The 18,089-nt window shown below is 71.5% G+C and carries 17 protein-coding genes and 1 pseudogene; 11 read left to right on the top strand and 7 right to left on the bottom strand.

Annotation, left to right across the window (positions count from 1 at the left end; all coding sequences use genetic code 11):
- Positions 1–36: 36 nt before the first annotated feature.
- The 3 genes and pseudogenes from ACH4UK_RS00190 to ACH4UK_RS00180 all read left to right on the top strand — a co-directional run bounded on the left by ACH4UK_RS00190 (position 37) and on the right by ACH4UK_RS00180 (position 2,767).
- Positions 37–981: a sterol desaturase family protein gene (locus ACH4UK_RS00190; protein WP_398353828.1), complete on the top strand. Its 945-nt coding sequence runs from the start codon at positions 37–39 to the stop codon at positions 979–981.
- Positions 978–1,685, top strand: a complete 708-nt coding sequence (locus ACH4UK_RS00185; protein ID WP_398353827.1) for a lysoplasmalogenase — start codon at positions 978–980, stop codon at positions 1,683–1,685. Before ACH4UK_RS00190 ends, ACH4UK_RS00185 begins: the two co-directional genes overlap by 4 nt.
- 22 nt (positions 1,686–1,707) lie before the next feature.
- Positions 1,708–2,767, top strand: a pseudogene (locus tag ACH4UK_RS00180) (zinc-dependent alcohol dehydrogenase family protein).
- Positions 2,768–2,846: 79 nt separating this feature from the next.
- On the opposite strand, the gene ACH4UK_RS00175 reads toward ACH4UK_RS00180, so the two are convergent.
- Complete coding sequence (locus ACH4UK_RS00175; protein ID WP_398353826.1) at positions 2,847–4,385, bottom strand: S8 family peptidase; 1,539 nt, start codon at positions 4,383–4,385, stop codon at positions 2,847–2,849.
- 332 nt (positions 4,386–4,717) lie between these two features.
- Here ACH4UK_RS00175 and ACH4UK_RS00170 point away from each other — a divergent pair, with 332 nt between their 5' ends.
- The 3 genes from ACH4UK_RS00170 (at position 4,718) to moaA (ending at position 7,961) form a co-directional block, all read left to right on the top strand.
- Positions 4,718–5,083, top strand: coding sequence for a DUF485 domain-containing protein (locus ACH4UK_RS00170; RefSeq protein WP_398353825.1), 366 nt, complete (start codon positions 4,718–4,720; stop codon positions 5,081–5,083).
- The gene (locus ACH4UK_RS00165) at positions 5,080–6,723 is read left to right on the top strand and encodes a cation acetate symporter (RefSeq protein WP_398353824.1); all 1,644 of its coding nucleotides are present in this window, start codon (positions 5,080–5,082) and stop codon (positions 6,721–6,723) included. The genes ACH4UK_RS00170 and ACH4UK_RS00165 overlap by 4 nt, the downstream gene beginning before the upstream one ends.
- Before the next feature lie 248 nt (positions 6,724–6,971).
- On the top strand, positions 6,972–7,961 hold the full coding sequence (gene moaA / locus ACH4UK_RS00160) for a GTP 3',8-cyclase MoaA (RefSeq protein WP_398353823.1): 990 nt from the start codon (positions 6,972–6,974) through the stop codon (positions 7,959–7,961).
- 3 nt (positions 7,962–7,964) lie between these two features.
- On the opposite strand, the gene ACH4UK_RS00155 is transcribed toward moaA, so the two are convergent.
- Positions 7,965–8,234, bottom strand: coding sequence for a hypothetical protein (locus ACH4UK_RS00155; protein WP_398353822.1), 270 nt, complete (start codon positions 8,232–8,234; stop codon positions 7,965–7,967).
- Between the two features lie 222 nt (positions 8,235–8,456).
- Positions 8,457–8,834 (bottom strand): DUF3099 domain-containing protein, encoded by a 378-nt coding sequence (locus ACH4UK_RS00150; protein ID WP_398353821.1) that lies wholly within the window; start codon positions 8,832–8,834, stop codon positions 8,457–8,459.
- A 201-nt stretch (positions 8,835–9,035) separates the two neighbouring features.
- Here ACH4UK_RS00150 and ACH4UK_RS00145 point away from each other — a divergent pair, with 201 nt between their 5' ends.
- Entirely contained in the window at positions 9,036–9,314 is a 279-nt protein-coding gene (locus tag ACH4UK_RS00145; protein WP_030590252.1) for a GlsB/YeaQ/YmgE family stress response membrane protein, read from the top strand.
- Between the two features lie 78 nt (positions 9,315–9,392).
- Here ACH4UK_RS00145 and tyrS read toward each other — a convergent pair whose 3' ends face one another.
- From tyrS to ACH4UK_RS00130, 3 genes are read right to left on the bottom strand one after another with little or no spacing between them, the layout of a single operon-like run.
- Positions 9,393–10,664: a tyrosine--tRNA ligase gene (gene tyrS, locus ACH4UK_RS00140; RefSeq protein ID WP_398353820.1), complete on the bottom strand. Its 1,272-nt coding sequence runs from the start codon at positions 10,662–10,664 to the stop codon at positions 9,393–9,395.
- A gap of 52 nt (positions 10,665–10,716) precedes the next feature.
- Entirely contained in the window at positions 10,717–12,111 is a 1,395-nt protein-coding gene (locus ACH4UK_RS00135) for a metallopeptidase TldD-related protein (RefSeq protein WP_398353819.1), read from the bottom strand.
- On the bottom strand, positions 12,108–13,631 hold the full coding sequence (locus ACH4UK_RS00130) for a TldD/PmbA family protein (protein ID WP_398353818.1): 1,524 nt from the start codon (positions 13,629–13,631) through the stop codon (positions 12,108–12,110). Before ACH4UK_RS00130 ends, ACH4UK_RS00135 begins: the two co-directional genes overlap by 4 nt.
- Before the next feature lie 216 nt (positions 13,632–13,847).
- Here ACH4UK_RS00130 and fabG point away from each other — a divergent pair, with 216 nt between their 5' ends.
- From fabG to ACH4UK_RS00115, 3 genes are all read left to right on the top strand, one after another.
- Positions 13,848–14,567: a 3-oxoacyl-[acyl-carrier-protein] reductase gene (fabG, locus tag ACH4UK_RS00125; RefSeq protein ID WP_398353817.1), complete on the top strand. Its 720-nt coding sequence runs from the start codon at positions 13,848–13,850 to the stop codon at positions 14,565–14,567.
- A gap of 5 nt (positions 14,568–14,572) precedes the next feature.
- Entirely contained in the window at positions 14,573–15,340 is a 768-nt protein-coding gene (gene fabI, locus ACH4UK_RS00120; RefSeq protein ID WP_398353816.1) for an enoyl-ACP reductase FabI, read from the top strand.
- Between the two features lie 186 nt (positions 15,341–15,526).
- Positions 15,527–15,898, top strand: coding sequence for a hypothetical protein (locus ACH4UK_RS00115; RefSeq protein WP_398353815.1), 372 nt, complete (start codon positions 15,527–15,529; stop codon positions 15,896–15,898).
- 60 nt (positions 15,899–15,958) lie between these two features.
- Here ACH4UK_RS00115 and ACH4UK_RS00110 read toward each other — a convergent pair whose 3' ends face one another.
- Positions 15,959–16,633 (bottom strand): FadR/GntR family transcriptional regulator, encoded by a 675-nt coding sequence (locus tag ACH4UK_RS00110; protein ID WP_398353814.1) that lies wholly within the window; start codon positions 16,631–16,633, stop codon positions 15,959–15,961.
- Between the two features lie 140 nt (positions 16,634–16,773).
- On the opposite strand from ACH4UK_RS00110, the gene ACH4UK_RS00105 reads away from it, so the two are divergent.
- The gene (locus tag ACH4UK_RS00105; RefSeq protein ID WP_398353813.1) at positions 16,774–18,078 is read left to right on the top strand and encodes a CynX/NimT family MFS transporter; all 1,305 of its coding nucleotides are present in this window, start codon (positions 16,774–16,776) and stop codon (positions 18,076–18,078) included.
- Positions 18,079–18,089 lie beyond the last annotated feature (11 nt).

Here is an 18,089-nt window from a genome sequence, read left to right as displayed (position 1 = left end):
CTAGCCCTCACCGGCCGACGGCCCTACGGTGCTCGCATGGAGCCGAACCTGCCCGATGTCGTGCTGTGGTCAATACCCGCCTTCGTGCTGCTCACCGTGATCGAGATGGTCAGCTATCGCCTCCACCCGGACGAGGACGCGGCCGGTTACGAGACCAGGGACGCCGCCACCAGCCTCACCATGGGCCTCGGCAGTCTGGGCTTCGACCTGTTGTGGAAGATCCCCATCCTGGCGATCTACATGGGGGTCTACGAGCTGACGCCGCTGCGGGTGCCCGTGCTGTGGTGGACCGTCCTGCTGATGCTCCTCGCCCAGGACTTCTTCTACTACTGGTCCCACCGCGGCCACCACGTGATCCGGATCCTGTGGGCCTGCCATGTGGTCCACCACTCCAGCGAGAAGTTCAACCTCACCACCGCGCTGCGCCAGCCCTGGACCTCCGCGACCGTCTGGCCGTTCTACCTGCCGCTGATCGCCTGCGGGGTGCACCCGGCGGCGCTCGCGTTCTGCCAGTCGGCCAACCTCGTCTACCAGTTCTGGGTGCACACCGAGCGCGTCGGCAAGCTCCCGAGGCCCTTCGAGTACGTCCTCAACACGCCCTCCCACCACCGCGTCCACCACGCCTCGCAGGGCGGCTACCTGGACCGCAACTACGGCGGGATCCTGATCGTCTGGGACCGGATGTTCGGATCCTTCGCGGCCGAGACCGAGCGGCCCGTCTACGGGCTCACCAAGAACATCTCGACCCACAACCCGCTGCGCGTCGCGACCCATGAGTACGCCGCCATCGCCCGGGACGTCCGGGCCGCCGGCACCTGGAGCGAGCGGGCCGGGCGGATCTTCCGGGGACCCGGCTGGCAGCCGGCGCCGAAGGCGGGAGCCGGAGCCCCGGCGCCCGCCACCGCGTCGCCTGCTACCCCGGCGCCCGCCACCGTGCCCGTCCAGGCTGCGGCCGCCCCGGCCCCGGAACGCACCCGGTGAGCGCCACGGCGTCCCGCCCCGCGCGCAGCCAAGGAGCCGAGCGCCTCGCCCGCCCCGTGCTCCTCGCCTTCCTCGTCGCCGCCGCGGCCGACCTGGCCGGACTCCTCGCCGGGGCCGAGACCGTCCACCTGGTCGCCAAGCCGCTGCTGATGCCGCTGCTCGCCGGGTACGCGGCACTGCGCGGCGGACCCCGGCTGCTCGTCGCGGCCCTTCTCTTCGGGTGGGGCGGCGATGTCTTCCTGCTCGCCGACAACGACCTGGCCTTCCTCGTCGGCATGGGCTCCTTCGCCGTCGGCCATGTCTGCTACCTGACGCTGTTCGGCCGCGACCGGGCCCGTGCCCCGCTGGCCACGGGGGCCGCATACGTCCTGGTCCTCGTCGTCTTCCTCGTGCTGATCTGGCCGGACCTCCCGGCGGACCTGCGCGCCCCGCTGACCGGCTACAGCCTGCTGCTCACCGCCATGGCCTGGCGGGCCGGCGCGCTCGGCCCGTACGCGGCGGCCGGCGGGGCGCTCTTCCTGGTCTCCGACGCCCTCATCGCCACCGGCATCGCGGAATGGCCGCAGGCACCCGCCCCCGACTTCTGGGTCATGCTCACCTACATCGCCGCACAGGCCCTGCTGACCCTGGGGGCCCTCACGGCGGGGGCGGCACGAGGAGCCGGGCGAACCGGGGCGTACCGTGAACGGGGTATCAGCATCTGAGACCGGCAAGGACCCCGAACGTATGCGCGCCACCGTCATCCACGCCCCCCCACGACATCCGGGTGCAGGAGGTGCCGGACCCGGGGATCCAGCAGCCCACCGACGTGGTGCTGAGGGTCCTGCGGGCCTGCATCTGCGGCAGTGACCTGTGGGCCTACCGGGGCGAGTCGGCCCGGCGGCCCGGTCAGCGCATCGGCCACGAGTTCCTCGGCATCGTCGAGGAGGCGGGACCCGGGGTCGGCGGCTTCGCCGTCGGCGATCTGGCCGTCGCCCCGTTCGTCTGGTCCGACGGCACCTGCTCCTACTGCGCCGAGGGCCTCACCACCTCCTGCCCCCGAGGCGGCTTCTGGGGCTCGGTCGGCCCGGACGGAAAGCAGTCGGACGGCGGCCAGGGCGAGGCCGTCCGCGTCCCGTACGCCGACGGCACCCTGGTCAAGCTCCCGGCCGCCGCCGCGTCCGACGACCGCCTGCTCACCGCCCTGCTGGCGCTCTCCGACGTCCTGGGCACCGGCCACCACGCCGCCGTCGGCGCGGAGGTGGCCCGGGGCGGCACCGTCGCGGTCGTCGGTGACGGCGCGGTCGGCCTGTGCGGGGTGCTCGCCGCCAAGCGGCTCGGCGCGGAGCGCATCATCGCGCTCGGCCGCCACACCGCGCGCACCGACATCGCCCGCCGCTTCGGCGCCACCGACGTGGTCGCCGAGCGGGGCGAGGCGGCCGTCGCCGCCGTCCGCGAGCTGACCCGGGGCGAGGGAGCGCGCAGCGTCATCGAGGCCGTCGGCACCGAGCAGTCGATGCGCACCGCTCTGGGCATCGTCCGCGACGGCGGCTCCATCGGCTACGTCGGCGTCCCGCACGGCAGCGCCACCGGCGTGGACCTCGGCGTGATGTTCGACCGGAACATCGCCCTGCGCGGCGGCGTCGCCCCGGTGCGCAGCTACCTGCCGGAACTGCTCCCGGACGTGCTCGACGGCACGATCGACCCGTCGCCCGTCTTCGACCGGTCCATCGGCCTGGACGAGGTGCCCCTCGGCTACCGGGAGATGGACGAGCGGACCGCGCTGAAGGTGCTCATCACGCCGTGACCCGGCGGGGAACGGGCTGCGGGGCCGGGGAGATCGATCTCCCCGGCCCCGCAGCCTTACGCCGTCGTGCGGCCGGCTGCTACCAGCGCACCGCGTCCAGCGCGTCCACCACTCCGGCCCCGTAGAAGCCGTTGTTCTGCTTCCCGCCCTCGCAGACCGCGTCCACGGTTCCGTCGCCGTCGATGTCGTACGGCGCACCGCACGCCTTCGCGTCCGACTGGAGCGTCAGCAGCGCCTTCACCGCGGCCGGCGAGGCGTGGGGGTGACGGGACTTGATCAGCGCCACGACGCCCGCGACGTGCGGGGCCGCCATCGACGTACCGGCCTTGTAGCCGAACTTGCCGCCCGGCAGCGTCGACAGGATCAGACCGTTGACGGCCGGGGCCTCGGGGGTCTGGTAGACCGTCGAGTCACCGCCCGGGGCCGCCACGTCGATGATGCCCCTGCCGTAGTTCGAGTACGAGGACTTCAGCCCCTTCGCACCCGTCGCGGAGACCGTCACGACGCCCGGCAGCAGGGCCGGGATGTCCGGGCAGGCCTTCGGGTCGATCGTCCGGGTGACCGCCTCGGAGTCGTTCGGACTGGTCGTGTCCTCGATCGCGCTGGACGCCAGGTCGTGGCGGGAGTTGCCCGCCGACGCGACGTTGACCGTGCCCTTGCGCTCCGCGTACTTCACGGCGCGGCCGAGGGCGTCGACCAGGGCGCCCTGGTCGACGTCGTTCTTGCAGTTGAACAGCCATGGGTCGGTGTAATAGCTGTTGTTGGTCACGTCGACGCCGTGCTCGGCGGCCCAGAGGAACCCGCAGACGACGGCCTCGGTGTAGAAGAACCCGTCCGGGTTCGACACCTTGATGCCCGACACCTTCACGCCCGGGGCGACGCCGGTGACCCCGGTGCCGTCCTTCGCGGCGGCGATGGTGCCGGCCACGTGCGTGCCGTGGTCGCTCCCGCCCGCCTTCGGACGCCAGGCGCCGTCGGTGGTGTCCGGGGAGCCCGAGGAGCAGTCGACCGAGGCGCGGCGGTCGAAGTTCGGGGCGAGGTCCGGGTGGGTGTCGTCGACGCCCGTGTCGATGACGGCGACCGTCACCCGCTTCGAGCCCAGCGACTTCTGGTGCGCCCTGTCCGCCTTGATCGCGGGCAGCGACCACTGGAGCGGCTCCAGCGGGTCCTGGTCCGACGTCGCGTCCGCGGCGGCGGCCGCCGCCTGCTCGGCGGTGAGCGGCTGCGCGATCGCGCCGACGTCGTTGGTGGCCTGCGGCACGATCGGGTTCGTCCGGGTGGCGCCCGCCGACTCCACGCCGCGTACCCGGCGGATCGTTTCGCCGAAGGCCGGGTTCTGCGAGTGGACGACGATCACGCCGATCTGCTCATGGGCGACGACCACCGTGCCGCCGGCCTTGGCGATCGCCTTCTTGATGTTCTTGACGGTGCCGTGGCCGCCCCGGGTGTTGACCACGTAGGACAGCTTCGGCCCGTCGGTCCGGACGCTCGCGGCAGCCTGCTCGCCGGTGGGCGACGCCGTCGCCGTCGCCGTCGGCAGGAAGCCGAGCGAGGCGGTCAGTGCGAGCCCGACGGGCACCGCGAGTGCGCGGGTCCGTCTCGATGCCAGATGAGCCATGGGTTCTCCACATCATCCGTGCCGAACGACCGGACACCTGGCGCGTCCGGTCGCGTACATGACGAGTGAAGCTATCGCTGATCATCCCGGTGCATCAACGATTACGGGCAAGTGAGTTCGAAGAGTGACCGATGCGGCGGAATGTGGACGGGTGACTTCTGGGCCATCGGGCGCACCGGCGACACCCCCGAGAAGGCGAAAGGCACGGTGAACCGCTTCGTCCCGCCCTCCGTGCCGTTGTCCAGGAGACACATCACCGTCCCCCGGCAGCGAGGTCTCCCTTGACACCCGCCGTCCCCCCGATCACCGCACCCGCGTCGCGAGGAGATTCCGTGGCTACCGATGCCCCGCCGCCCGAGGGCGGTTCGCCCACCGGACCCGCCCAGCCCACCACCGAGGCGTTCGTCGCGATGCAGGCGAGCCCGGAGTTCGCCGACCTGCGCCGCTCCCACCGCTCCTTCGCCTTCCCCCTGACCGTCGCCTTTGTGACCTGGTACCTGCTCTACGTCCTGCTCTGCAGCTACGCGGGCGGATTCATGGCCACGAAGGTCGTCGGCAACATCAACGTGGCGCTCGTCCTCGGGCTCGCCCAGTTCGCCACCACCTTCCTCATCGCCTGGCTCTACTCCCGGCACGCCGCCACCAAGCTCGACCCCAAGGCCGACGCGATCAAGTCCCGTATGGAGGCCGACGTATGAGCGCCGCCCACGCCCTCTATCCCACCGTCCAGCTCGCCGCCACCGAGGGGGCGAGCGAGCACCGGCCGCTGATCATCACGCTGTTCGCCGCCTTCGTCGTGGCGACCCTCTTCATCACCGTGTGGGCGGGCCGCCAGACCAAGAGCGCCGCCGACTTCTACGCGGGCGGCCGCCAGTTCACCGGATTCCAGAACGGACTCGCGGTCTCCGGCGACTACATGTCCGCCGCGTCCTTCCTCGGCATCGCCGGAGCCATCGCGCTCTTCGGATACGACGGCTTCCTGTACTCCATCGGTTTCCTCGTCGCCTGGCTCGTCGCCCTGCTCCTGGTCGCCGAACCGCTGCGCAACTCCGGCCGCTACACCATGGGCGACGTGCTCGCCTACCGGATGCGCCAGCGCCCCGTGCGCACCGCCGCCGGCACGTCCACGATCGTCGTCTCGATCTTCTACCTGCTGGCCCAGATGGCCGGAGCCGGCGTCCTGGTCTCCCTGCTGCTCGGCATCACCAGCGACGCCGGGAAGATCCTCATCGTCGCCCTGGTCGGCGTGCTCATGATCCTCTACGTCACCATCGGCGGCATGAAGGGCACCACCTGGGTGCAGATGGTCAAGGCCGTCCTGCTCATCGCGGGCACCCTGCTCATCACCTTCCTGATCCTGCTGAAGTTCAACTTCAACATCTCCGACCTGCTCGGCACCGCCGCCAGCAACAGCGGCAAGGGCTCGGCCTTCCTGGAGCCCGGCCTGAAGTACGGCGCCGACAGCGTCTCCAAGCTGGACTTCATCTCCCTGGGCATCGCCCTGGTCCTCGGCACCGCGGGCCTGCCGCACATCCTGATCCGCTTCTACACCGTGCCCACCGCCAAGGCCGCCCGTAAGTCCGTGAACTGGGCGATCGGCATCATCGGCGCCTTCTACCTGATGACGATCGTGCTCGGCTTCGGCGCCGCGGCGCTGCTCAAGCCCGGCGACATCATCGCCTCGAACAAGGCGGGCAACACGGCCGCGCCACTGGCCGCACTGGAGATCGGCGGCGGCTCCGGATCCACCGGCGGCGCCATCCTCCTCGCGGTGATCTCCGCCGTCGCCTTCGCCACCATCCTCGCCGTCGTCGCCGGACTCACCCTCGCCTCCTCCTCGTCCTTCGCGCACGACATCTACGCCAACGTCATCCGCCGGGGCAAGGCCACCGAGAAGGAAGAGGTCCGCGCCGCCCGCTGGGCCACCGTCGCGATCGGTGTCGTCTCCATCGGCCTCGGCGCACTCGCCCGCGACCTGAACGTCGCCGGGCTCGTCGCCCTGGCCTTCGCGGTCGCGGCCTCCGCCAACCTGCCGACGATCCTCTACAGCCTCTTCTGGAAGCGCTTCACCACGCAGGGGGCCCTCTGGTCCATCTACGGAGGGCTCACCTCCTCCGTCCTGCTGGTGCTGTTCTCGCCGGTCGTCTCCTCCAAGCCGAGCTCGATGTTCCCGGACGTCGACTTCGCCTGGTTCCCGCTGGAGAACCCCGGCCTGATCTCGATCCCGCTCGGCTTCCTGCTCGGCTGGGTCGGCTCGCTGCTCTCCAAGGAGAAGCCCGACACGGACAAGTACGCCGAACTGGAGGTCAAGTCCCTCACCGGCGTCGGAGCCCACTGACACCCCGGGGCGGGCCCTTCGGCCCATCGCCCACCACCGCCGGCCGGGCCGCGTCGTAGAGTCCTACGACGCGGCCCGGCCGCGCCTCGTGGCAAACGGGCCACCCCGATGTCACCCGTCTCACGTAGGCTCGGTAGTACCAGAACCCCGAAGGGCCCGCGTCTTGGACAAGGCGACGACCCGGCAGGGGGGACGGCTCGACAGGAGCGACCGCACCACCGCGGACACCACCGGGGGAGGGACCCACCGTGCTCATCGACACCTTCGACCGGGTCGCCACCGACCTGCGCGTGTCACTCACCGACAAATGCAACCTGCGCTGCACCTACTGCATGCCCGAAGAGGGCCTCCAGTGGCTCGGCAAGAGCGAGCTGCTCTCCGACGACGAGATCGTGCGCCTGATCCGCATCGCCGTCACCTCGCTCGGCATCACCGAGGTCCGCTTCACCGGCGGCGAGCCCCTGCTGCGGCCCGGCCTCGTCTCCATCGTCGAGCAGTGCGCCGCGCTCACCCCGCGCCCCCGCATGTCGCTCACGACCAACGGCATCGGCCTCAAGCGGACCGCCGCCGCCCTCGAGGCCGCGGGCCTCGACCGGGTCAACGTCTCCCTGGACACCCTGCGCCCGGACGTCTTCAAGACCCTCACCCGCCGTGACCGCCACCAGGACGTGCTGGACGGCCTGGAGGCCGCCCGCGAGGCCGGGCTCACCCCGGTGAAGGTCAACTCCGTCCTGATGCCGGGACTCAACGACGACGAGGCCCCCGACCTGCTCGCCTGGGCCGTGGCCCACGACTACGAGCTCCGCTTCATCGAGCAGATGCCCCTGGACGCCCAGCACGGCTGGAAGCGCGACGGCATGATCACCGCAGGGGACATCCTCGCCTCCCTGCGCACCCGCTTCACCCTCACCGCCGAGAGCGACGAGGCCCGCGGCTCCGCCCCCGCCGAGCGCTGGACCGTCGACGGCGGCCCCCACCGCGTCGGAGTGATCGCCTCCGTCACCCGCCCGTTCTGCCGCGCCTGCGACCGCACCCGGCTCACCGCCGACGGCCAGGTCCGCACCTGCCTCTTCGCCCGCGAGGAGACGGACCTGCGCGGGGCCCTGCGCGGGGACGCGCCGGACGAGGAGATCGCCCGGCTCTGGAAGGCGGCCATGTGGGGCAAGAAGGCGGGCTCCGGACTGGACGACCCGACCTTCCTGCAGCCCGACCGCCCGATGTCGGCGATCGGCGGCTGAGGCTCAGCCCCGAGGGGTGTCCGGCGACCCGCCGCCGTCCCCGGACTCCCAGTCCTCCAGTGCCACGACGTCCTTGAGGAAACCCCGGACATCGAGGAACGAGGACAGGTGCTCCCGGTGTTCGTCGCAGGCCAGCCAGGTCTTGCGCCGCTCGGGCGTGTGCAGCTTGGGGTTGTTCCAGGCGAGCACCCACACGGCGGCGGCCCGGCAGCCCTTGGCGGAACAGAGCGGGGCACCGGTGGGACTCTCGGCGGACGTCTCGGGAAAGATCACGCCACCCAGCCTAAGTCAGGTGCTCCGCAAGGTTCCTGACGCATCCCCCGGCCGGAGAAAGGGCGACGCCGAGCAGCCACGGGGGGAGCTGCCCGGCGTCGGTCCGTCGCTCCGACGGGGGATGCGGAGCGCTTTCGAAGTATGTCACGGGGACCGGGGTCCGGTGCACCGGAACGTCATGATTGATCTGAGCTTTTCCTGAGCTTCGCGGGACGTACGGGCTCAGATGTGCTCGTGTGGCGGCGGGACATGGCCGGACGCGCCCCCGGAGTCCCCGGACTCCGCCGAACCGGCCGCCGGAGCGGCCTCCACGGCGGGCTGCATCGGCATCTGCACGAACGTCGTCGGCAGTGAAGTCGCGTTCTCCCGGCCCGCGTTGGCGATGACCACCGACACGTACGGCAGCAGCACCCCCAGAACGAGCGCCACGGTCGCCACATGCCGCTCCACATTCCACAGCACCGCGGCCAGCACCACCGACACCGTGCGCACCGACATCGAGATCACATAGCGTCGCTGTCGGCCGCGGACGTCGTCCGCCAGCCCCTGACGGGCGCCCGTGATCCGGAAGACCTCCGAACCCGCGTTCTTCCGCAGCATGCTCCACCACCAGATCTCGTCGCCGGACGCTCCCCGGACCGGGCCGCATCCACGGTACGCCCGGCACCCGCCGGGCAGGCGACCGGGGCGCGCTCCACGGGTGGGATCGGGGTCCCCCGTACGGCCCAACCGGGCATGCGCCGCACCGACCGCGGGCCGAGACTGGGCGGACGCGCACTCCGCGCCGCACGAGGAGGCGAAATGAGCTGGTTGTGGGCCATCATCGTGGGATTGGTTCTCGGTGTCATCGCCAGAGCGATCCTGCCCGGTAAACAAGACATCCCGCTCTGGCTGACGGCCGTGTTCGGTATTCTCGGCAGCATCCTCGGCAATGCCGTGGCCGGCTGGATCGGTGTCGAGGACACCAAGGGCATCGACTGGATCCGTCACCTGCTGCAGTTGGCGGGCGCCGTGGCGGTCGTCGCCGTCGGCGACATGGCCTGGCAGGCCTTCCGGGGCAACCGGAAACAGAGAACCTGACCACCGAGGTCAGCACAGCGCCGCGGCCGGACACGTGAGAGAACGTGTCCGGCCGCGGCGCTGTGCCGATCGGGAGGGTCAGCCCGCCGGACGGACTTCCACGGCCGCCAGGTTCTTCTTGCCCCGGCGCAGCACCAGCCAGCGCCCGTGCAGCAGCTCCCCGGCGGACGGTGCGACCTCACCGTCGGCGACCTTCACGTTGTTCACGTAGGCGCCGCCCTCCTTGACCGTGCGGCGCGCCCCCGACTTGCTGGGCGCCAGGCCGACCTCCACCAGCAGATCCACCAGCGGACCCAGCTCGGCGACGGTGGCGTGCGGCACCTCCGACAGGGCCGCGCTCAGCGTCGCCTCGTCCAGCTCGGCCAGGTCACCCTGCCCGAACAGCGCCTTCGACGCCGCGATGACCGCGGCGCACTGCGCACCGCCGTGCACCAGCGTGGTCAGCTCCTCGGCCAGCGCACGCTGTGCGGAACGCGCCTGCGGGCGCTCCTCGGTCAGCTGCTCCAGCTCCTCCAGCTCCGTACGGCTCCTGAAGCTGAGGATGCGCAGGTAGCGCGAGACATCGCGGTCGTCCACGTTCAGCCAGAACTGGTAGAACGCGTACGGCGTCGTCATCTCCGGGTCGAGCCAGACGGCGCCGCTCTCGGACTTGCCGAACTTCGTCCCGTCCGCCTTCGTCATCAGCGGCGTCGCCAGCGCGTGCACGGCTGCGCCCGGCTCCAGCCGGTGGATCAGGTCGATGCCCGCGGTGAGGTTGCCCCACTGGTCGCTGCCGCCCTGCTGAAGGGTGCAGCCGTGCCGGCGGTACAGCTCCAGGAAGTCCATCCCCTGGAGCAGCTGGTAGCTGAACTCGGTGTAGCTGATGCCCTCCTGCGACTCCAGCCGGCGCGCAACCGAGTCCTTGGTGAGCATCTTGTTGACCCGGAAGTGCTTGCCGATGTCCCGCAGGAACTCGATCGCGGACAGGCCCGCGGTCCAGTCCAGGTTGTTGACCATCGTCGCCGCGTTCTCGCCCTCGAAGGACAGGAACGGCTCGATCTGCGACCGCAGCCGGGCCACCCAGGCGGCGATGGTCTCCGGGTCGTTCAGCGTGCGCTCGGCGGTGGGCCGCGGGTCACCGATCTGGCCCGTGGCCCCGCCCACCAGGGCGAGCGGCCTCAGCCCGGCCTGCTGGAGCCGCCGCATGGTGAGCACCTGCACGAGGTGCCCCACGTGCAGACTCGCCGCGGTCGGGTCGAAGCCGCAATAGAAGGTGACGGGACCGTCCGCGAGCGCCTTGCGCAATGCGTCCTCGTCGGTGGACTGGGCGAACAGCCCACGCCACTTCAGCTCGTCGACGATGTCCGTCACGGTTCCGGTGCTCCTTATGACTGGAAGAGATCTGGGTGTCAGTCTAGGCGGGTCACACCCCCAGGCTGACCGAGCTCATATTGAAGTCCGGGATGCGCAGCGCGGGCATCGCGGCCCGTGTGAACCAGTCGCCCCACTCGCGCGGCAGCGTCTTCTCGGTGCGTCCCGCCTCCGACGCCCGGGACAGCAGGTCCACCGGCGACTCGTTGAACCGGAAGTTGTTCACCTCGCCGACCACCTCGCCGTCCTCGACCAGATAGACGCCGTCCCGGGTCAGCCCGGTCAACAGCAGCGTCGCCGGGTCCACCTCGCGGATGTACCACAGGCAGGTCAGCAGCAGCGCCCGCCCGGTCGTCGCGGCCACCATCTCCTGGAGCGACCGCTCGCCGCCCCCGTCGAGCACCAGGTTGTCGATGGCCGGGGCGACCGGCAGCCCGGTGAGACCCGCCGCGTGCCGGGTCGTCGTCAGCCGCTCCAGCTTCCCCTCGCGGATCCAGTCGGTCGGGGCCAGCGGCAACCCGTTGTCGAAGACGGAACCGCTGTCGCCGGAGGAGTGGGCGATCACGAACGGCGCCGACTCCAGTCCCGGCGCGTGCGGATCACTGCGCAGCGTCAGCGGGAGCGGAGCGAGCGTCTCGCCCAGCCGTGTCCCGCCGCCCGGCGTGGAGAACACCGTCCGGCCCTCGACGGCGTCCCGCGCGGTGGACGACCAGAGCTGGTAGATCAGCAGGTCCGCCACGGCGGTCGGCGGCAGCAGCGTCTCGTACCGCCCGGCGGGCAGCTCGATGCGCCGCTCCGCCCAGCGCAGCCGTTGCGCCAGCTCCGCGTCCATCGCCGCCGGATCGACGTCCTTGAAGTCCCGGGTCGCCCGGCCCGCCCACGCGGAGCGCGTCCGGTCCGGCGACTTCGCGTTCAGCTCCAGCGTCCCGTTCGGCTGGTCGTGGCGCAGCCGCAGCCCCGTCGACGTCCCCAGGTAGCTGGAGGTCAGCTCGTGGTTCGCGAACCCGTACAGCTCGCGCCCCCCGGAGCGGGCCCGCGCGAAGGCGTCGCCGAGCGCCGGGGCGAAGTCCGCGAAGACCTCCGAGCCGGTCTCGGCGGGCGCGTCGGTGAAGTCGGGGGAGGACGGCACTCCGCCGACCAGCGGCTGCGCGTCCTCGGCCGGCCCGGCCCCGCGGGCGGCGGCCTCGGCGGCCCGCACCAGCGGCTCCAGGTCGTCCGCGGTCACGGCGGACCGGGAGACGACCCCGGACGCGGTGCCCTTCGCCCCGTCGGCCGTCGCGATGACGGTCAGGGTCCGGCCCCGGGTCACCCCGTTCGTCGTGAGGGCGTTGCCCGCCCAGCGCAGATTGGCGGAGGACTCCTCGTCGGCGATGACCACCAGGCCGTCCGTGGTGGACAGCTCCAGGGCCCGCTCGACGATCTCGTACGGCTTGCTGACGCGGCTCATCGTCCGGCCTCCTGCGTCGTGTTGAGAATGTTCACGCCTCGGAAGAGGGCGGAGGGGCAGCCGTGCGAGACCGCCGCGACCTGGCCCGGCTGGGCCTTGCCGCAGTTGAACGCACCGCCGAGCACATAGGTCTGGGGGCCGCCGACCTTCTCCATCGAGCCCCAGAAGTCCGTGGTCGTCGCCTGGTACGCCACATCGCGCAGCTGCCCGGCGAGCTTCCCGTTCTCGATGCGGAAGAACCGCTGACCGGTGAACTGGAAGTTGTAGCGCTGCATGTCGATCGACCAGGACCGGTCGCCGACCACGTAGATCCCGCGCTCCACCCCGCCGATCAGGTCCTCCGTGGACAGCCCGCCGGGATCCGGCCGGAGCGACACGTTCGCCATGCGCTGTACGGGGACATGGCCCGGCGAGTCCGCGTACGCGCAGCCGTTGGAACGGCCCAGGCCCGTCAGCTTCGCGATCCGGCGGTCCAGCTGGTAGCCGACCAGCGTGCCGTCCTTCACCAGGTCCCAGGACTGCGCCTCGACGCCCTCGTCGTCGTACCCGATCGTCGCGAGCCCGTGCTCGGCCGTGCGGTCGCCGGTCACGTTCATCGCGGGGGAGCCGTACGCCAGCTTGCCCAGCTGGTCGAAGGTGGCGAACGAGGTCCCGGCGTACGCCGCCTCGTACCCCAGCGCCCGGTCCAGCTCGGTCGCGTGACCGATCGACTCGTGGATGGTCAGCCACAGGTTCGACGGGTCGACGACCAGGTCGTACGCCCCCGCCTCGACGCTCGGCGCGCGCATCTTCTCCGCGAGCAGCCCGGGGATCCGCTCCAGCTCGGCGCCCCAGTCCCAGCCGGTCCCGGTGAGGTACTCCCAGCCCCGGCCCGCCGGCGGCGCGACGGTCCGCATCGAGTCGAAACCGCCGGTCGTGCCGTCCACCGCGACGGCGGTGAACTGCGGGTGGATCCGCACCCGTTGCTGGGTGGTGACGGTGCCCGCCGTGTCCGCGTAGAACTTGTTCTCGTGCACGGTCATCAGCGACGCGTCCACATGCGCGACGCCCTCCGCGCCCAGCAGCCGGCCGCTCCACTCGGCGAGCAGCGCCGCCTTCTCCTCGTCCGGTACGGAGAAGGGGTCGACGTCGTAGGCCGAGACCCAGGTCCGCTCGCCGTGCACCGGTTCGTCCGCCAGCTCGACCCGCTCGTCGGAACCCGCCGCCGCGATCACCTTCGCCGACAGCTTCGCCATCGCGACCGCCTGCGAGGCCACCTTCGCGGCCGCGCCCATCGTCAGATCGACCCCGGACGCGAACCCCCACGCCCCGCCGTGCACCACGCGCACCGCGTACCCGAGATCCGTGCTGTCCGACGCCCCGGCCGGCCGGGCGTCCCGCAGCCGCCAGGAGGCGCTGCGCACCCGCTCCAGCCGGAAGTCGGCGTGCGTGGCGCCCAGGGCCCGCGCTCTGGCGAGCGCCGCGTCGGCCAGCGCGCGCGACGGCAGGGCCAGAAATGACTGATCTACCTCGTGGGGCACAGGGAGTTCCCTTCTCGATACACCACGGCAGTGAACCATGCCGGAGGGTGACCGCACCGGGGGATATCGCAGACGCGTGGGCGGGCCACGCAGGGGGGCGCACTGTAGGAACCCGACAGCACCCCGGACAAGCCACTGTCAGGGCCCGATTCCTCGATCGGTGCACGGTAACGATAGGTTTTCGAGGTACCAGACAGCCAAGGAAAGGGTGATCCGTTGAGCCGCTCGGTTCTCGTCACCGGAGGAAACCGGGGCATCGGCCTCGCCATCGCCCGCGCCTTCGCCGACAACGGCGACCAGGTCGCGATCACCTACCGCTCCGGAGAGCCGCCGCAGGTCCTCACCGAGGCGGGTGTCCTCGCGGTCCGCTGCGACATCACGGACGCCGAGCAGGTGGAGCAGGCCTACAAGGAGATCGAGGACCGGCACGGCCCCGTGGAGGTGCTGGTCGCCAACGCCGGGATCACCAAGGACCAGTTGCTGATGCGGATGTCGGAGGAGGACTTCACCTCCGTCCTCGACACCAACCTCACCGGGACCTTCCGGGTCGTCAAGCGCGCCAACCGCGGCATGCTGCGGGCCAAGAAGGGCCGCGTCGTCCTGATCTCCTCCGTCGTCGGCCTCCTCGGCTCGGCCGGCCAGGCCAACTACGCCGCCTCCAAGGCCGGGCTCGTCGGCTTCGCCCGGTCGCTGGCCCGTGAACTCGGCTCGCGGAACATCACCTTCAACGTCGTCGCCCCCGGTTTCGTCGACACCGACATGACCCAGGCGCTCACCGAGGAGCAGCGCAAGGGCATCGTGTCGCAGGTGCCGCTCGGGCGCTACGCGCAGCCCGGGGAGATCGCCGCCGCGGTGCGCTTCCTCGCCTCCGACGACGCGTCGTACATCACTGGAGCCGTCATTCCCGTTGACGGCGGATTGGGCATGGGTCACTGATCACCATGAGCGGAATTCTCGACGGCAAGCGCATCCTGATCACCGGGGTGCTGATGGAGTCGTCCATCGCGTTCCACGCCGCGAAGGTGGCCCAGGAGCAGGGGGCCGAGGTCATCCTGACGGCCTTCCCCCGCCCCACCCTGACCGAGCGCATCGCCAGGAAGCTGCCGAAGCCGGCCAAGGTCCTCGAGCTGGACGTGACCGACCAGGAGCACCTGGACCGGCTGGCCGGCCTGGTGCGCGAGGAGCTCGGCTCGCTGGACGGCGTCGTCCACTCCATCGGCTTCGCGCCGCAGGACGCGCTCGGCGGCAACTTCCTCAACACGCCGTTCGAGTCCGTCGCCACCGCGATGCACGTCTCGGCGTTCTCCCTGAAGTCGCTGGCCATGGCCTGCAAGCCGCTGATGAGCGAGGGCGGCTCGATCGTCGGGCTCACCTTCGACGCCCAGTACGCCTGGCCGCAGTACGACTGGATGGGCCCGGCCAAGGCCGCGCTGGAGGCCACCTCCCGCTACCTCGCCCGGGACCTGGGCAAGGACGGGCTGCGCTGCAACCTGATCTCCGCCGGACCGCTCCGCTCCATGGCCGCCAAGTCCATCCCGGGCTTCACGGACCTGGCCGACGTCTGGAACCACCGCGCCCCGCTCGCCTGGGACATGACCGACCCGGAGCCGGCCGGCCGCGGCATCGTGGCCCTGCTCTCCGACTTCTTCCCGAAGACCACGGGCGAGATCATCCACGTCGACAGCGGCGTGCACATGATGGGCGCCTGACCGCGCACCACCCCTGCTGGACGGCCCCCGGCCGCGTACCCCCTCCCGGTTCTCCGGAGGCGGTACGCGGCCGGGGGCCGTCACGGTCCGTGGCCTCCCGCTGCCGCTCCGGTCGAAAACTCGGCCGATCCACCGCAGAATAGGGAGGAACCGGACTTCTTGTCAGGCTGCGGGAGGGAGATCGCTGTGCGCCCCAGGCGTCACCGAACCCGTCTCCTCCTGGCCGCCTCGCTGGCCGTCGCCGCCCTCGCCGTACCCCTGGGATTCCACGCCGCCAGGGGAGCCGACTCCGGTACGGGAGCGACGCCCCCGAAGCCCGAGCCGGCCGGCTCCGAGTGCCGTACGTCCGTCGAGGGCTCCCGGGTCGTCGCGTACTGCCACAACCCCTACCCCTCCACCGACCTGGTCCGGCTGCACACCGAGTGCGACCGCTGGTGGGACGTGGACGCGGACGGCGCGGCGGTCGCGGTGGAGCCCGGCCGGACCGTACGGCTGGAGGACCGCTGCTGGAAGGAGATCGCCACGGCCTGGGTCAGCCACCGCCCCGCCCCGGTCTGAGGCCCTGGGACCTGTCGTCAAACTGCCGCCTGCCGGGCGACGGCAGTTTGTCGACAGGCCCTAGACCCGGTCCGCCAGGCAGTTCAGCGCATGGCTCGCCGCCTCGGCCGCCGCCGTCTCCGCGTCCCCGGCCCGGATCGCCTCGACCAGCCGCCCGTGGTCCATGTGGTTCTCCGGCCGCAGCTCGGGCCCCACGTCGCCGCGCAGATAGTCGCGCAGCAGATCCCCCAGGTCGGCGTAGAGCTCGGTCAGGACGTCGTTGTGCGAGGCGGCGACCACCGCCAGGTGCAGCGTCGCGTCGGCCGCGACGAACGCCTCCGCGTCGCCCGACGCCCAGGCCTCCTCCCGGCGCGCCATCAACGTGTCCAGCTGCCGCAGATCCCGCTCGGTGCGCCGGGCCGCCGCCAGCCGGGCCGCCGACGACTCCAGCGTCGAGCGCAGCTCCGCGATGTGCCGGGGATCGGCGGCCGCGAACCTGCGGTGCATCACCCCGGCCAGCTCGCTGGTGGCGATCACATAGGTGCCGGAGCCCTGCCGGATGTCCAGCAGCCCGTTGTGCGCGAGGGCCCGCACGGCCTCGCGCACGGTGTTGCGGGCCACGCCGAGCTGCTCGACCAGCTCGGGCTCGGTCGGAATCCGCGAGCCGACCGGCCACTCGCCCGAAGTGATCTGATTCCTCAGCTGGGCGATCACCTGGTCGGCGAGTGCCGAACGCCGCGGAGACGTCAACGCCATGGTGCTCCTTGCTCGTGGGCCGGCCCGGAGAGGGTGTCCGGGCCGAAGAGGTAACGGCCGGATTCTTCCAGGAAGCCCGGGAGAATCAGGGGGCGGGACGGATTGGACAATCAATCATCCCATGATTCTATGATGGGTCTATGCCGGACGACGAGACGCAGACCCCGACCCTGAACCGCGGTCCCGCCGCGCGCCCTTCCCGCGACCCCCGAGCCGAGCGGCTCCCCGGTGCCGCCGAGGCCCCCGCGCCCTGGCTGCTGCGCCTCATCGCCGTGGGGCTCGTCATGGCCGCCCTGAACCTCCGCCCCGCCATCACCAGCCTCGGCGCCCTCCTCGAAGAGGTCCGCGAGGGGCTGCACATGAGCGGCAGCGTGGCCGGTCTCCTCACCTCCGTACCGCCGCTCTGCTTCGCGGTCTTCGGCGTCATGGCGCCCCGCCTGGCCCGCCGCTTCGGCGCGGGCGCCGTCGTCTGCGCGGGCCTGGTCGCCATCGCGGCCGGCCTGGCCATCCGCCCCTACATCGGTTCCACCGCCGGGTTCCTGGTCGCCAGCGCGCTGGCCCTGATGGGCATCGCCGTCAGCAACATCCTCATGCCGGTGATCGTCAAGCGCTGGTTCCCCGACCGCGTCGGCACCATGACCGGTCTCTACTCCATGGCCCTGGCGCTCGGCACCGCCCTGGCCGCCGCCGTCACCGTCCCCGTCACCGGGGCGCTCGGCGGCAACTGGCAGGCGGGTCTCGTCGTCTGGGCCGTGCTCGCCGCCGTCGCCGTGCTGCCCTGGATCGTTCTCGTACGCGACCGCACCCCGGCCCCCGGCCAGCAGGCGCCCGGCCCGGCCGCCGCGAACGCCGCCGAGGCGCCCGCCCTCCGGATCACCCGCAGCCGCACCGCCTGGGGCCTCGCCTGCTTCTTCGGGCTCCAGGCCACCGCCGCGTACATCACCATGGGATGGATGCCGCAGATCTTCCGGGACGCCGGGGTCTCCGCCGGCACGGCCGGACTCCTGCTCGCGGTCACCATGGCGATGGGCGTCCCGCTCGCCTTCGTCATCCCGCGGGTCGCCTCCCGGCTCAAGCAGCAGGGCCCCATCGTCGTCGTCCTCGGCCTGTGCGGCCTGATCGGCTACGGCGGCCTCTACCTCGCCCCCGCCGCCGGAGCCTGGGCCTGGGCCCTGCTGCTCGGCGTGGCCAACTGCGCCTTCCCCCTCGCCCTCACCATGATCGGCATGCGGGCGCGGTCCGGCGCGGGCGTGGTCCGGCTCTCCGCCTTCGCCCAGTCCACCGGTTACCTGCTCTCGATCCCCGGCCCGCTGCTCGTCGGCGTGCTCTACCAGCACAGCGGCGGCTGGGGGCTGCCGATCGCCCTGATGGCGGGCCTGATGATTCCGCAGATGGTGGCCGGGATCCTGGCCGGCCGGGACCGGACGATCGAGGACGAGTGCTGAGATGCGAGACT

This window comes from Streptomyces sp. NPDC020884, from assembly GCF_044333935.1.
GTDB lineage: Bacteria > Actinomycetota > Actinomycetes > Streptomycetales > Streptomycetaceae > Streptomyces.
Note: the sequence above shows the minus strand (reverse complement) of the source record. Positions and strands in the feature narration are given on the sequence as shown.